The organism is Enterococcus sp. GPZ-007 (assembly GCF_059374735.1).
The window spans coordinates 23,619-39,684 of sequence record NZ_JCAFYN010000028.1 but is presented as its reverse complement, the minus strand read 5'-3'; the positions used below and the strand labels follow the sequence as shown (position 1 = coordinate 39,684).

General features: G+C 37.6%; 14 protein-coding genes. 12 read left to right on the top strand and 2 right to left on the bottom strand.

All coding sequences use genetic code 11. The features are described 5' to 3' along the window. Positions 1-78: 78 nt before the first annotated feature. The 5 genes from sufC to sufB are packed head-to-tail and all read left to right on the top strand — an operon-like array spanning position 79 to position 5,272. Positions 79-849: a Fe-S cluster assembly ATPase SufC gene (gene sufC / locus AC4J95_RS14130; protein WP_016180483.1), complete on the top strand. Its 771-nt coding sequence runs from the start codon at positions 79-81 to the stop codon at positions 847-849. A 13-nt stretch (positions 850-862) separates the two neighbouring features. Next, entirely contained in the window at positions 863-2,140 is a 1,278-nt protein-coding gene (gene sufD, locus AC4J95_RS14125; RefSeq protein WP_494550433.1) for a Fe-S cluster assembly protein SufD, read from the top strand. Next, positions 2,140-3,375, top strand: a complete 1,236-nt coding sequence (locus AC4J95_RS14120; protein ID WP_494550432.1) for a cysteine desulfurase — start codon at positions 2,140-2,142, stop codon at positions 3,373-3,375. The genes sufD and AC4J95_RS14120 overlap by 1 nt, the downstream gene beginning before the upstream one ends. Then, a complete protein-coding gene (gene sufU / locus AC4J95_RS14115; protein WP_494550431.1) occupies positions 3,362-3,835 on the top strand; it encodes a Fe-S cluster assembly sulfur transfer protein SufU in 474 nt (157 codons plus the stop codon). Before AC4J95_RS14120 ends, sufU begins: the two co-directional genes overlap by 14 nt. A 42-nt stretch (positions 3,836-3,877) precedes the next feature. Next, positions 3,878-5,272 carry a Fe-S cluster assembly protein SufB gene (gene sufB, locus AC4J95_RS14110; RefSeq protein ID WP_102872502.1) on the top strand — a complete coding sequence of 465 codons (1,395 nt, stop codon included), beginning with the start codon at positions 3,878-3,880 and terminating at the stop codon, positions 5,270-5,272. Between the two features lie 118 nt (positions 5,273-5,390). Here sufB and AC4J95_RS14105 read toward each other — a convergent pair whose 3' ends face one another. Next, a complete protein-coding gene (locus tag AC4J95_RS14105; RefSeq protein ID WP_494550430.1) occupies positions 5,391-6,278 on the bottom strand; it encodes a LysR family transcriptional regulator in 888 nt (295 codons plus the stop codon). Positions 6,279-6,423: 145 nt separating this feature from the next. Between AC4J95_RS14105 and AC4J95_RS14100 the strand changes: the two genes are divergently transcribed. From AC4J95_RS14100 to ilvC, 3 genes are all read left to right on the top strand, one after another. Next, complete coding sequence (locus tag AC4J95_RS14100; protein ID WP_494550429.1) at positions 6,424-6,828, top strand: DUF2000 family protein; 405 nt, start codon at positions 6,424-6,426, stop codon at positions 6,826-6,828. A gap of 17 nt (positions 6,829-6,845) precedes the next feature. Next, positions 6,846-7,298 (top strand): GNAT family N-acetyltransferase, encoded by a 453-nt coding sequence (locus tag AC4J95_RS14095; protein WP_494550428.1) that lies wholly within the window; start codon positions 6,846-6,848, stop codon positions 7,296-7,298. 560 nt (positions 7,299-7,858) lie between these two features. Continuing rightward, a complete protein-coding gene (gene ilvC, locus AC4J95_RS14090; RefSeq protein ID WP_494550427.1) occupies positions 7,859-8,848 on the top strand; it encodes a ketol-acid reductoisomerase in 990 nt (329 codons plus the stop codon). Between the two features lie 26 nt (positions 8,849-8,874). Here ilvC and AC4J95_RS14085 read toward each other — a convergent pair whose 3' ends face one another. Then, positions 8,875-9,684 (bottom strand): MurR/RpiR family transcriptional regulator, encoded by an 810-nt coding sequence (locus AC4J95_RS14085; RefSeq protein WP_494550426.1) that lies wholly within the window; start codon positions 9,682-9,684, stop codon positions 8,875-8,877. A 123-nt stretch (positions 9,685-9,807) separates the two neighbouring features. Between AC4J95_RS14085 and AC4J95_RS14080 the strand changes: the two genes are divergently transcribed. From AC4J95_RS14080 to AC4J95_RS14065, 4 genes are all read left to right on the top strand, one after another. Further along, the gene (locus AC4J95_RS14080) at positions 9,808-11,688 is read left to right on the top strand and encodes a beta-glucoside-specific PTS transporter subunit IIABC (RefSeq protein WP_494550425.1); all 1,881 of its coding nucleotides are present in this window, start codon (positions 9,808-9,810) and stop codon (positions 11,686-11,688) included. Beyond that, positions 11,681-13,144, top strand: coding sequence for a glycoside hydrolase family 1 protein (locus AC4J95_RS14075; RefSeq protein WP_494550424.1), 1,464 nt, complete (start codon positions 11,681-11,683; stop codon positions 13,142-13,144). Before AC4J95_RS14080 ends, AC4J95_RS14075 begins: the two co-directional genes overlap by 8 nt. A 986-nt stretch (positions 13,145-14,130) precedes the next feature. Next, complete coding sequence (locus AC4J95_RS14070) at positions 14,131-15,045, top strand: Kiwa anti-phage protein KwaB-like domain-containing protein (RefSeq protein WP_494550423.1); 915 nt, start codon at positions 14,131-14,133, stop codon at positions 15,043-15,045. A gap of 18 nt (positions 15,046-15,063) precedes the next feature. After that, on the top strand, positions 15,064-15,678 hold the full coding sequence (locus AC4J95_RS14065; protein ID WP_494550422.1) for a KwaA family protein: 615 nt from the start codon (positions 15,064-15,066) through the stop codon (positions 15,676-15,678). The last annotated feature ends 388 nt before the right edge of the window (positions 15,679-16,066 follow it).

Sequence of the window (16,066 nt, the reverse complement as noted above, 5' to 3'; positions counted from 1 at the left end):
TTCATGAATCGGTTTGTATTCCATTCTCATTTAGTCTAAAATAGGTGAGAACGAGAAAAAATATTTGGAGGTACTTTCATGTCAGTTTTAGAAATCAAAGACTTGCACGTTGCCATTGACGATAAAGAAATTTTAAAGGGTGTAAACCTTGAAATGAAGACGGGCGAAATCCACGCCATCATGGGACCAAACGGAACTGGTAAATCAACATTATCAGCAGCGATCATGGGCAACCCAAACTATGAAGTCACAAAAGGCGAAATCCTTTTTGATGGTAAAAATATCTTAGACTTGGAAGTCGACGAACGAGCACGTCTAGGATTATTCCTAGCGATGCAATATCCAAGCGAAATCCCAGGAATCAGTAATGCAGAATTTATGCGGGCTGCTATCAACGCTCGTCGTGAAGAAGATGAAAAAATCTCGGTAATGCAATTCTTGAAAAAATTAGATAAAAAAATGGAATTGTTGAACATGCCAGAAGAAATGGCGGAACGCTATTTAAATGAAGGCTTCTCAGGCGGAGAAAAGAAACGCAACGAGATCCTGCAATTATTGATGATCGAACCAACCTTCGCGATTTTAGATGAGATCGACTCAGGTCTAGATATCGATGCGCTGAAGGTCGTAGCGAAAGGCATCAATGAAATGCGCGGCGAAGAGTTCGGTGCCTTAATCATTACCCACTATCAGCGTCTATTGAACTACATTGTGCCTGATGTAGTGCATATCATGATGGATGGCCGAGTAGTCTTGACTGGTGACGCAGAACTAGCGAAACGTTTGGAAGCTGAAGGTTACGCAGGCATCTCTGCTGAATTAGGTATCGATTACAAAGAAGAAGTTTAGGAGGGCAAGATAGATGAAAAAATGGACAGAATATCTTGAGGCCGTCAAAGCTTTCTCAGCCGAATGGGCCGAACCTCAATGGATGACCGATTTGCGGGTCAATGCATTAAACAAAATCGACGAATTGCCTTTACCAGTGATTGAAAAAGTAAAATTCGCTCGTTGGAACCTTTACAATATAAAGCCAGAACATCAAGAAGCAACTGGGACCATCCCAAGCTTTGATCAAATGAAGGACAACCCTATGATCGTACAAGCTGGCGAAACGACTGTTTTCGAACAAATCTCACCAAAGCTTGCCGATCAAGGGGTGATCTTCACTGATTTAGTGACAGCGATGCAGGAGCATCCTGAATTAGTCAAAGAATACTACATGCAAAAAGCCGTACCAGTTGAGGAAAACTCATTGACTGCGATGCATGCCGCTTTCATGAACAATGGTATTTTCTTATATGTGCCAAAAAATGTGGTGATCGAAGAACCGATCGAAAGTCTTTTCTTACACAATGGCGACGACGATGCGCATTTCTTCAAACACGTGTTGATCGTGGCGGAAGACAACAGTGAGTTCACTTACTTAGAACGCTTCGAATCACAAGGCGATACTGCGAAGAAGCTTTCTGGGAACGTAGTGGTGGAAGTGATTACGAAACCAGGAGCGCGTGTGAAATTCTCAGCTGTGGACTCATTGGGCGCAAATATCGCAACCTATATGAACCGACGCGGCTACTTAATGCGCGATTCTATGATCGATTGGGCAATCGGCATTATGAACGATGGCAATGTGATCGCGGACTTTGATTCTGATTTAGTCGGTGAAGGCTCACATTCAGAAGTCAAGATCGTAGCGATCAGCGATGGCAAACAAATCCAAGGAATCGATACTCGCGTAACCAATAAAGCCCCGCATACCATCGGGCACATTTTGCAGCATGGGGTTATTCTTGATAAATCCACCTTGACCTTTAACGGGATCGGACATATCTTAAAAGGAGCAAAGGGTGCCGACGCTCAACAAGAAAGTCGTGTATTGATGCTCTCTGAGAAATCTCGCGGGGATGCCAATCCGATTCTTTTGATCGACGAAAATGAAGTGACTGCCGGACATGCTGCCAGCGTTGGTCGCGTTGATCCAGACGAACTCTTCTATTTAATGAGTCGCGGGCTAGAGCGTGCGGCAGCGGAACGTTTGGTTATTCGCGGATTCTTAGGACCTGTCATTACTGCTATTCCAGTCAAAGCCACTCAAGAGCAACTGATCGATACGATCGAAGGGAAGTTGAGTAAATAATGAGGGATTTTTCTACTATTAGAAAAGATTTTCCGATTCTTTTCCAAGAAGTAAATGATGAACCACTTGTTTATTTAGACAATGCGGCGACCACGCAAAAGCCGACGCAGGTTTTAGATGTTTTGCGTCATTATTACGAACATGATAATGCCAATGTCCATCGCGGTGTGCATACGTTAGCTGAACGGGCGACTGCCGATTATGAAAATAGTCGTGAAAAAGTTCGCGCCTTTATCAATGCGAAGGAAACAGCAGAAGTCTTGTTTACACGAGGAACGACTACTGGCTTGAATTGGTTGGCCCGCAGCTATGGCGATGCCTTCATTAAAGAAGGCGATGAGATCGTCATTTCTTATATGGAGCACCATTCCAATATTATTCCGTGGCAGCAATTAGTCGAACGCAAAGGAGCAACCCTGCGTTACTTACCATTAACCGACGAAGGCTTCATTGATATGACAGCCGCAAAAGAGATCATCAACGAGAAGACAGCGATCGTTTCATTAGCATACGTGTCAAACGTACTAGGTGTCATCAATCCAATCAAAGAATTGGCGGAAATGGCTCATGCCAATAATGCGGTGATGATCGTGGACGGTGCGCAAGCTACTCCTCATATGGTAGTCGACGTTCAAGACTTGGACGCAGATTTCTTCGCCTTTAGCGGACATAAAATGTGCGGACCAACAGGAATCGGTGTATTATATGGAAAACGCAAATGGCTGGAGCAAATGGAACCCGTGGAATTCGGCGGCGAGATGATTGATTTCGTCAATCTATTCGATAGTACGTGGAAAGAATTGCCATGGAAATTCGAAGCAGGGACACCGAACATCGCCGGAGCCATCGCGCTAGGTGCGGCGGTTGATTACTTGAACGAAATCGGGATGGACAACATCCACCGTTACGAACAAGAATTGGTTGACTACGTGTTACCGAAGCTGCATGAAATTGATGGGATCACCACTTACGGACCACAAGATCCTGCACACCATACCGGCGTGATCGCTTTTAATCTGGATGGCATCCATCCTCATGATGTAGCGACTGCTTTAGACATGGAAGGTATCGCGGTACGTGCCGGTCATCACTGTGCACAACCGTTAATGAACTATTTGAATCTGCCAGCGACGGCACGGGCCAGCTTCTATTTCTACAATACGAAAGAAGACGCGGACCGTTTGATCGAAGCAATCAAGGCGACGAAGGAGTTTTTCAAAGATGGCGCTAAATAAATTAGACAATTTATATCGGCAAGTGATCTTGGATCATTCCGCTCATCCCCATCATCGTGGAAAGCTAAGTGATTCCACGAAAACGATCGAGATGAACAATCCCACCTGCGGCGACGTGATCGAGCTTGAACTAATCGTCAAAGACGACGTAATCACAGATATCGCATTTTCCGGCAGCGGCTGTTCGATTTCAACTGCTAGTGCTTCTATGATGACTGACGCAGTAATCGGCAAACCTGTCTCAGAAGCAGAACACTTAGCCGTGATCTTTGCCCAAATGGTCCAAGGCAATCCGATTCCTGAAAAGGATGAAGAAGCATTGGGAGACGCAGCGATGCTTAGCGGGGTCGCAAAATTCCCAGCCCGTATCAAATGCTCGACCCTAGCATGGAAAGCCTTAGGCAAAGCGCTGACCGATGAAGAAGGCAAAGCCCGGGAAGGTCAATTTCATAAAGATTAGTAAGAATAGAAATACATTAAAACGAATAAGGAGCGGGAATACATGAGTGTACCTGAAATGCAAGAGGAATATCAATTTGGCTTCCATGATGACATCGAACCTGTCTTTACGACTGGTGAAGGTCTATCGGAAGAAGTCATTCGCGAAATCTCCCGCGCAAAGGGAGAACCAGAATGGATGTTGGATTTCCGTTTGAAATCGCTAGAAACATTCAGAAAATTAGACATGCCCGATTACGGACCCGATTTGTCCGAATTGGATTACGATAAAATCAACTACTTCATTCGTTCAAGCGACAAACCAGCCCGCGATTGGGACGATGTACCAGAAGAAATCAAGACAACTTTTGAACGTTTAGGGATTCCCGAAGCAGAACGTGCTTACTTAGCCGGTGCTTCTGCCCAATACGAATCGGAAGTGGTGTATCACAACATGAAAGACGAGTTCACCAAATTGGGCATCGTCTTTACTGATACAGATTCAGCCTTGAAGGAATATCCTGAATTATTCAAAGAATACTTCGGCACATTAGTACCGCCATCAGACAATAAACTAGCTGCGTTGAACTCAGCTGCTTGGTCTGGCGGAACCTTCATCTATGTGCCAAAAGGTGTGAAAACCGATATTCCGATCCAGTCTTACTTCCGAATCAACTCGGCAAACACCGGACAATTCGAACGGACGCTGATCATTGTTGACGAAGGAGCCAGCATCAACTATGTCGAAGGCTGTACGGCTCCAACATACTCTTCTGACAGCCTGCATGCCGCTGTCGTTGAAGTGTTTGTTAAAAAAGACGGCTATTGCCGTTACACGACGATCCAAAACTGGTCAAACAACGTTTACAGCTTGGAAACCAAACGTGGACAAGCCCAAGAAAACGCGACAATGGAATGGGTCGACGGCAACTTAGGCTCAAAAGTAACCATGAAATACCCAAGTGTTTACATGGAAGGCAAAGGCGCACGCGGTACGATGCTATCGATCGCCGTAGCCGGCAAGAACATCGTGCTAGATAACGGCGCGCGCATGATCCATAACGCACCAAACACCTCTAGCTCGATCGTTTCAAAATCCATCGCCAAAGATGGCGGCGCAGTAGACTACCGCGGAACCGTCCGCTTCGGTCGAAACAGTGCTGGCTCATTCAGCCACATCGAGTGTGACACGATCATCATGGATGATCAATCAAGTTCAGATACGATCCCGTATAATGAAATCTTGAATGGGAATGTTTCTTTGGAACACGAAGCAAAAGTTTCAAAAATCTCCGAAGAACAATTGTACTATCTAATGAGTCGCGGTATCTCGGAACAAGAAGCGACTGAAATGATCGTTATGGGATTCGTTGAACCATTTACCAAAGAATTACCAATGGAATACGCTGTAGAGTTGAACCGTCTGATTCAGTATGAGATGGAAGGGTCTGTGGGATAATTGATTTTAAAGGTCTGAGAATGCTGATATATCAACATTCTCAGACCTTTCTTTTTTTACATTTTGCGCTGTGCCCCGAATTGTGCCCCGAACATTAACGCCCTACCTATTGAAGATTTCAAACAGTGAAGTAGTCATCTAAAATCTTTGTGAATAGTTCTAATTCTGGACTCATCCATCGATTGGAATTCACAGCATAGATAGCGGTAAAGTTTGTTTCAGATAGATCTGTTTCAAGCTCAATCAACTTTCTATTTGCCAGCTCTTTTTCTACCGTGAATCTTGGAAGAAAAGCGACACCTAAATTGCTCTCCACACTTCTTTTGATAGATTCAATGCTCCAAAGCTCCATTTCGGTTTCTAATACGATTTTCTTTTCCTTGAGGTATTGATTAAAGATTTTTAAGTACAGTGCATTCGTATCATTTTGGATATGACAAATCGCCTTCTTTTGATTAGGCTTAGTAAAATCCTTCTCTACGTCATCTAACAAAGGTGAAGAGACGAGAGTAAGCGGATACGAAGCGATTTCTTTCGTGCGAATATTTGGTGAGTATTTTTTGACATCATAGTGGATAGCAAGATCGATCGTTCCGTTCATCATTTCATCGTAAATCTTATAGCAATTCATTACTTGCAGCGATAGGTGAACAAAAGGTGCTTTTTCTTTGAATGCTTTAAGTATCGGCTGCATTTTATAGGTGATCAATGATTCTGGTAAAGCAATTTTTAAAGAGCCATGTAAATCAGTTTTAGAGTGGTTAAAAGAAGCAAGTTTCTCAGCAGAGTCAATCACTTGTGTAATCAATGGAAAGACTTCTCTCCCCGCTTGTGACAAAACCATTCGTTTTCCTTTTTTTTCAAATAATTGTACGTCAAGTTCTCGTTCAATTTGTTGGACTTGAAACGTAATCGTTGATTGGGCGTAGTTCAGTGCGTGAGCTGTTTTTTGATAACTGCCTGTTTCAACGATTTTTTTGATCGTGTATAAGTACTTTAATTCCATAGTCTTCTCCAGTTCAATTTAATTGAATCAAACAAACGAATAATTCGATTTGATTCAATGTTTATCTCAAGTTATACTAACATGTAAGTTTATTGATCGCAATCGTTCGATCATTGAATTGATTTGAAAGGAAGTAGGTGTGGTTATGTTTGATACAAAAATAGGTATTGTGTTACGTGAAGATTTGGAAATGTGGCAAAAACTAAATGTGACTGCTTTTTTAATGAGTGGAATTGCAGGAACGCAAGATATAATTGGTGAGGTTTATAAAGACAAAGACGGAAATGAGTACTTGCCGATGTCAAAACAACCCATCATGATTTACTCTTCTAATGGAGAAAAGATGCTTCAATTATTAAATAAAAGTCGGAGTAAGCAAGTGGTTAGTACGATATATACGGAAGAATTGTTTACCACTTACAATGATGAAGACAATCGGGCAGTCATAGCGGAAATTCATGAAGGCGATTTGAATCTAGTTGGTGTCGCCCTTAGAGGAAAGAAAACACATGTTGATAAGCTATTCAAAGGATTTGAATTGCATAAATAGGCTGGGGGGAAGCAGATATGGTCATCAAACAGTATCATGAAAAATATAAGCAAGCTTTCATCGATCTAAATATCGCGTGGATAGAAAAATATTTTTCTTTAGAAGATGAGGACAGAGAAATAATCGAACATGTCGATGCCTATTTACAAAAAGGTGCGATGATCTACTTCGCGATTGAAGATGACAATGTGTTAGCGACGTGTATGATCATACCAACTGATGAAGAGACGTGGGAAGTGGCAAAACTTGCGACAGACGAAAAGTATCAAGGAAAGGGTGCTGGAAGTGCTGTGTTCAAGGCGTGTATTGATTATGCTAGAGAGAAGCAAGCAAAAAAACTCACATTGGTTTCCAACAAAAAGTTAAAACCTGCCATTCATTTGTATGAAAAATTTGGATTTAAGGAAGTATTTGTTGATCGTATAGAATATGACCGATGTGACTATCAAGCTGAATTAATAGTTAAATAATTTTTTCGATGAGAGAAAAAAGCATAGTAAATAAGACTCTACTTTTGATAGGTGAAAAAGATTTATTTCGCTATCAAAAGTAGAGTTCAACCGAGCAGATGCGAGGTTAATTATAAATGATTAAGGATCAGACAATCACCGCCCATGTTCGATTAAATTCATTCATCCTCTTTCCTATGTGTCCCAACTTTTTTACACCGAAACTTACACCAGTATTTTTTAGTTCCTGTGATTTTTATTGATATACTTCTATCTGACTACTTCCAATAGTCGTCGAAATGACAGTAAATTTCCAATACTGACACTTGAAACTCTAAGTGGAAGGAACTGTGGGGTAATACTTGTTTATAAGCTAGAAACCTTGATTTGTGGGGTTTCTAGCTTTTTAAATTATTCAATAATTTTGTTTTGAACATCAGGATAATTATTGATTTTAATCTAGATCATTAGTTTGTTGAAATACTGTTTAATTCGTAGAGTATTATCAGTTTCCATTTTTCGAACTTATACATAGAGACAATACAAAGTTGATATGATTAGAAAAAATGGAGGTTATGCATATGGAAAAGATGTATTACGAAAAAGACGTTGAAAGCAGTTTTTTGAAGGAAAAGAGATTAGCAATCATTGGCTATGGCTCCCAAGGTCACGCTCACGCACAAAATTTGAGAGATTCTGGTTATAATGTTGTAATTGGCGTTCGTGAAGGAAAATCGTTCGAGAAAGCGGAAGAGGATGGATTTGTTGTTCTTTCTATTAGAGAGGCTTCCAAACAGGCCAATGTGATTATGATTTTAACGCCAGATGAACTTCAAAAAGAAATATATGAAAAGCAAATTCTACCTGAGTTGAATGATGGTGATGCTTTAGGATTTGCACATGGTTTTAATATTCATTTTAGCTATATCACTCCTCCCAAAAATGTCGACGTTTTTATGGTTGCACCTAAGGGCCCAGGTCATCTTGTAAGGAGAACCTATGAGGATGGTTTTGGAGTACCTGCTCTCTTTGTTTGTCATCAAGATGCGTCTGGTAACTGTCGTGACATCGCAATGGAATGGGCAAAAGGATTAGGAGCTGCTAAAGCAGGATTACTTGAAACGACTTTTAGAGAAGAGACAGAAGAAGACTTATTCGGAGAACAGGCAGTTTTATGTGGCGGCTTAACAGCTTTGATTGAAGCAGGATTTGAAGTACTGGTTGAAGAAGGATATTCTGCTGAACTGGCTTATTTTGAAGTTTTACATGAGATGAAGCTTATTGTCGATTTAATTTACGAAGGTGGGTTTAAAAAGATGCGTCAGTCATGTTCGAATACAGCTGAATTTGGCGATTATATTTCTGGACCGAAAATAATTACTGAGGCAGTAAAGGATAATATGCGACTTGTGTTAAAGGATATTCAGTCTGGGAAGTTTTCAGATGAGTTTATTAATGATTACAATGCTGGTTTCCCGAAATTTAAAAACTTCAGAGCAAAAGCAGATAAGTTACCAATTGAGACAATTGGTGAAGAGTTAAGAGAAATGATGCCCTTCGTAAAGGCATAAATGGAGAAGACAAGTAGTTGACATAGCTACTTGTCTTCTTCATTTATGAAACATCTGTATCTTGAAACAATCATATCAGTAATTATTTGATACATAATGGCATGAGTTTGATACTTCGTTTGATGTGGGAAAATGATTGCTTCGCTAACGAAAGGTAATTTTAAGACATTTGGATTTGAAGTGATTACAATAATTTTTGCCTTTGTTTGAGAAAAAATATTTTTTCTAGGAGTTCCAGTACGTATTTGTTGTTTCGTTAAGTAGTTTCCGGAATTGGTGAAAACAATAATCAAAGTGTCTTCTGTTGCATTTTTTAAAAATTCTTCTTGAACTGAATCATCTTGGAATGTATGAATAAATTTACTGTTATACGCCAACTTATATTGAAGATCCATTGCAGCTGACTCTGAAAAAACTAATCCAAAGGCGACTACTTTAGAGTATTCGTAAATGGCTTTTGCTGTTCTATCAATTGCAGAAATATCTAAATGACTCTTATAATACTGGACATCTTTGATAACAGCATCAAAGTATTGATCGTAACCTTCTTCTTCGATGGAGGTAAGAATATTTGATAAATAGTTAAGTGGGTTATTGAAGCGATTTTCAATGAATGAGGCATTGTCTTTAAGATCCAGGTAATCATCGAAACCGATTGTTCTAGCAAATTTTGAAATAGTAGACTTCGAAACATCACATAGTTTCGCTGTTTCACCGATACTCATATTATGGATATGTTCATAATTTTCAAGCATTGTAACAGCGATATGATGATTGGTGCTTTCGATTGATTGACTATTTAAAAAAGTGATCAAACGAATAATTAATAGTCCCATATACTTCACCTTCTTTAAGTGGTTTCCAAATTGCGAACTTTTCAATAAAGTCAAATTGTTGATGATATAGTATGTAATGTAAAGCGCTTTTACAAATAAAAATTTGTAAGGAGAATAATCGTTATGGCTAAAGATTACAGTATGCTAGCTAAAGATATTATAACACAGGTTGGTGGAGAGAAAAATGTGATTAGTTTATATCACTGTATCACACGACTAAGATTCAAATTAAAAAATGGTGATCTTGCTAGAGAGAATAAAGAGACTATTCAAAATCTTGATGGCGTACTCTCAGTAATTGAAGGTAATGGACAATTTCAAGTTGTAATCGGCAACCATGTCTCAGATGTTTTTCAAACTATTATGAGTAACTATACTATCACAAATGCGCTAGAAGATAACGGAGAAAATAACGTAGAAGAAGAAAAATCCGGAAATATCATTATTCGGTTCTTCAATGTTTTATCTTCAATTTTCAACCCAATCATTATTGCATTAGCTGGTGCAGGAATGTTAAAGGCTCTTCTCGTTGTTTTAACTACCTATAACTTTTTAAGTGCAGATGGAAGTACCTATAAAATCTTATCCGCTGCTGGAAACAGTGTATTCTATTTCTTGCCATTATTTTTAGCAATCAGTGCTGCAAGAATATTTAAAGTAAATATGTTTATTTCATTAGCAATCGTTGCAGCTTTATTAGAACCCAATTTTACTGCTTTAGTAACGGAAAATGGTGTAACTGTAGATTTCTTTGGTATTCCTGCTGTTTTGATGGGATATTCGGGAACAGTCATTCCGGCTATTGTTTCAATTTACGTTTATTCTCATGTTGAGAGATTATTAAAGAAGATTATTCCTAAGAGCATGGAGATATTTGCCTTATCATTGGTGGCATTGTTGATAATGGTCCCATTAACGGTTTTAGTAATTGGTCCAATTGGTGTGATGTTGGGTGATGGCTTAGGGAATGCCATGAACTTTATTAGTGATAAAAGTGGTTTGTTAGCAGGAGCTTTAATCGGTGGAGGATGGACTTTCTTAGTAATGATGGGTATCCACTGGGGAGTTGTGCCAATTATGGTAAATAATCTTGCAACTTATGGTTATGACACTTTGCGTCCAATGATCGCTGCTGCAACATTCGCAAGTGCTGGTGTTGCTTTAGGTGTATTTTTGAGATCGAAGAATAAAGACACTAAAGGTTTGGCTTTATCTTCTATATTGCCTGCACTTTTAGGTGGGATAACTGAACCTATCGTGTATGGGTTATCAGTAAAGTATAAAAAACCATTAATTGCACAAGCCATTGTTGGGGCAGTTACAGGAGCCTTCATGGGAGCAATGCAAACAAAAGCGATTGTTTATGTCTTTCCGGCATTGACAACATTACCAGCTTTCTTTGGAGATACGTTTGTTTACTACTTGATTGGGATCACAGTAGCTTTCTTTGGAACCGCGGTACTAACATATTTCCTTGGCTTGGGGGAAGTCGGTGCGAAAGAAGAGCTTTCTTCTGAAAATCAAGGAATGCTAGTTGTCGAAGTACCAGTAGTCGGTGACGTCATTACTCTTGATGATGTTCAAGATGAAGTGTTTTCTTCAAGGGCAATGGGGGAAGGTTTGGCTGCGTATCCAACCGATGGTCAATTATATTCACCTGTTTCAGGCGAAATAGTAACTGTTTTCCCTACCGGGCATGCTGTAGGAATCAAAACGCCAAGCGGGACAGAAATACTTATTCACATAGGTTTAAATACTGTTGATTTGGAAAAAGGTATTTTCAATATTTTAGTAAAACCAGGAGAAAGTGTGATAAGAGGTCAAAAACTAGGTTCATTTGATCTGAAACAGATTAAAGAGCAAGGATTTGATCCGACAACAATGCTCATTTTTACTGGTGGAATTAAGGAAGAACATTTTAAAGTAGTAGACAGAAATCAAGCAGATGTCACTAAATTAGTGATAAATACAGAACTAGAAGGAGCCGTTCAAAACAATGAGTAATTTTCCTAAAGATTTTTTATGGGGTGGCGCAATCGCTGCGAATCAAGCAGAAGGAGCTTGGAATATTGGAGGAAAAGGACTATCAGTAGCAGATGTTGCAAAGTTACGTCCTGAGTTAGATGTGAAGGACTATGTAAGTCAATGGCATGTTAGCCCAGAGCAAATTGAAGAAGGCATGAAAACTGATGATACAAAATATTGGCCAAAAAGAAGAGGAATTGATTTTTATCATCGCTATAAAGAAGATTTAGCTCTCTTTAAAGAATTAGGGATGAAATGCTTAAGGACTTCGATTGCTTGGACACGAATTTTTCCAAATGGAATCGAAGAAGAACCTAATCAAGCAGGTATTGATTTTTATGTTGATCTATTTAAAGAAATGAGAAGAGTCGGAATCGAACCTTTAGTTACATTGTCTCATTATGAAATGCCATTATATTTGGTAAACCATTATGATGGTTGGGTCTCAAGAGAAGTGGTAGAATTTTTTGATCGCTTTACTAAAGTCTGTGTTGATAATTTTGGAGAGTATATCACTTACTGGTTAACGTTCAACGAAATTGATAGTGTGTTTCGTCATCCTTTCACAACTGTAGGTGTAGTTGAAGAAAAATATGAAACGAAGAAGGAAGCAGAAGCAGCAATTTATCAAGCATTACACCATCAATTTATTGCTAGCGGTTTAGCTACAAAATATATTCATGAAAAAAATCCAAATGCTCAAGTTGGGGCTATGCTTACTAGAACATTAGCCTATCCGTTAACTTCAAATCCCGGAGACAATGTTCTCGCTCAAAAGCATAATCGTGACAATTACTTCTATTCAGATGTACAAGTTTTTGGTGAGTATCCAAAACATGTTGAAAAATATTTAGAACAAGAAGGAATAGTCATTGAAAAGCTAGTCGGAGACGACGAAATTTTAAAACAGCATACAGTAGATTTTCTATCTTTTAGTTACTACATGTCTATGATTAAAACGGTGGATGAAGAAAATATGGAAAAAGTTGGTGGCAACCTTATTACTAGTGTTAAGAATCCATATTTGGATACTAGTGAATGGGGGTGGCAAGTTGATCCAGTGGGCTTGAGAATTGGACTGATTGATCTTTATGATCGATATCGTATTCCTTTATTCATTGTTGAAAGTGGTATTGGAGCGATTGATACCTTTGAAGATGGGACAGTACATGATGACTATAGAATTGATTATTTTAGACGTCATTTTGAGCAGGTAGATATCGCTATTTCACAAGGTATTGAGGTAATGGGCTATACAACATGGGGAGCAATTGATATTGTTAGTGCCTCTACTTCTCAAATGGAAAAAAGATACGGTTTTATTTATGTTGATGCAGATGATTTAGGAAATGGAACGTATGATAGATTCAAGAAAGATTCATTCCATTGGTATCAAGAAGTTATTGAAACAAACGGTGAATCCTTGTATAAATAGTAATTTCCTTACCTATGTGCCCCAAGTTTTTTACACCGAAATTTACACCGGAAACATTTTGATGCAATGATATTTATTGATAAAAGTGTTTCCGATTTCTTATCAGTTTTGTTGCTATGACGGATAAAATCACTTATTGGTATTAGAGACTCTAAGTGGAAGGGTCTGTGGGGTAATACTTGTTAATAAGCTAGAAACCTTGATATATGGGGGTTCTAGTTTTTTTGTTTGTATGTTTTCTTTGGTTACACCGTCTAAAAAACCAATGTAATTAACGAATTTTTCACCTGTATCTTCAATCATTTGTGGAGTTCCATGAGTATAGATAATCATGGTAACTTAAACATGTTTAGAACTGAAACGTGGATGGATTTCGTACCGACTCCAAAAATCAGACTTACATCCAATAACTCAGAAAAATAAGAGATAATGATCTGTGTAACAGAACGAAAGCTCTTCAAAAATGTGCCAAACAGTCATAACAAAAAAGCCAAAAAACATGTGGCTAAAATGCTAAATATATAAGATTTTGATCTCACGAAAATCGGAATAATTTTTGAATTAGATGAAGCAAATCTTAAGCTTGAAATAGAAGAATGATTGTTTGGATAAGCTAGTTCAAACTTAGGACAGAGAGAACGATTTCGATACATTGATAAGGATGTGGTCTTCGGACATAAATACTCGGTAAATATCTTATAAGTACATTTAAAGAAGAAATTGTTCCAGTTCATCAGTATTTAACAGACTATGGTTGGGAATCCAATTTATTATCGGATGGGGAATAGAATCAGTAGGAGACAACTAAATTTAATTGGAAAGTAAATTACCTTAAAAAATCAAAAGAGAAAGGTCTTGACTATAGAACGTACGTTCGGTATAGTTTCAAAAGAGATAGAAAACGAATTATTAACAAAAACAATTGTTTTTTTAACACGCGTCTGATTTAATTTACTTAACAAATTAAATCGATGGAGGATTGAATTTTGAATATTGAAGATTTAAAAAATAGTATGCTAGGATTAAACTTTCGTAATAACGGTAGTGTGAAACTTTCATTTGTTGAAAAACGTAAAAACGGGATTACTTCATTCGTTCCAGAAATTTCGAAGAGTTTGAGAGAGAATATTGTAGATATGTATTTGAGAGTGTTGGATTATCCCGTTTTCCAATATGAACAACAGCCCTATAACGAATTAGGCAAAATTGATGATGTTATAGATGTTGCAACTTTAGAAGTAGGTAAAATTGATTCAATTATTAATCAAATTAATTTCGAGGAAAATCGATGCCATGATTTAACTGAAATGAAATTAGATAAAATAAATTATTATGTAATTAATTTTAATCTATCTGGAGAGAACTTCTATTTTTTTAGAAGATTCAATAAACAAAAAAAATTACGTAAAGGAGTTAGAGGGCGCTTTACTGGAAATAATTTTGTTCAATTAGAAGATGAGGTGGTGGGCATTGACGAGGATATAGATATCATTGTCTATCGAGAAGAAGCACTTATAATAAACAGATATGCATTGCAAACTATTTTCGATTTAAGTGATTATTTTTCAGGGAAAACCGATCAGGCAATGGAAGTAATTAAAGGATATAAAAAAATAAATAACTTTTCTACTTTTGAAAGAGATTGTAAGAATGATGGTACTGCTACAAAACGACTGACAAAAATTGTGAATACTCCTGAACTAATCAATGGTTTTTTTAATCACATTGATCAATTGCCAAATGTAATTAAAGATATGTCTTTGGTTATCCAAATGGATTCTAATGGTAATATTGACTATAAAGGAACTAGAGAAGAGAGAACTCAAATTTTATCATGTATTGCTGATAAATACTATATTACTTTGTTACAAGGAAAGCTTGGTGAAGATAAGTTGAAATAAAAAGGATGTGATGCAATCATGAGAAATGGTTTTCTGAACAATATTAACAAGACGTTATTGTATTTATCCTCTTTTTTTCCATTATTCATTTTGTTGTTAATTCAAAATATAAGAATTCGGGATGATCGAGGAGCTTTGTTAAATGTGAAAGCTTTTTTACACCAGTTTATTCCCAAAATTATCTCACCACAGAGTTTTTTTTGGATAGCGGTTATTCTATTTATAATCGCATCAGCAGTGAGTATTTTTTCTTTTTTTATTTTCTATATTAAAGCTGAAGGTTCTCCAGGTCATGTGCAAGGGACTAATTTTGAAAGAGCGGACACTTTGGGATATATCGTAACCTACATTGTTCCATTAATTTCGATGGATATTAATAGTTACAGAAGTTTGTTTGTAAATTTCAGTTTATTTTTTATAATAGGTATTTTTTATATTAAGAATAATCAGTTTTTTATGAACCCAATATTTAATTTATTAGGATACAATATTTTGTCATCGGATAACGGTTGCATTTATGTAACAAAAAGTAGTCCTAGGAGAATGAAGATTTTTGCAAGTGAAAAAATTCAGGTATCTTTAAAGAACATTGCGGAGGATATTTACGTTGTCAAAGAGAATATTGATGATTAATAAAGAAATTATACCAATCGTGTCTAAAGGTTATTAATCATTTGAAAATGATTTATCCTCCTTGACTAAAAAAAGATTTGCCTAGCCATAATTGTACCATCATCAATGTCACCGTTTTGTATTACTATTTTCAATGAAATCTCTGTCAGTGATCTAATTTTCACAATCATTTTACAATAGATGCATTTTGAATTTCAGTTTCATATGAGGAGGATATTACGAAGCGATTGCACCATTAATGCGGTATAATTATTCCTTCACGATAAAGCAGTCTGTTTGATAGAAGTAGAAGTTTGACTGTTCAGTGTTTAGAAGAATAACTCATTTATGTGATAGAAACCCTTATATACAGGGTTTCTTTTTTTATAGAAGATTTGGCTAGGTAAAA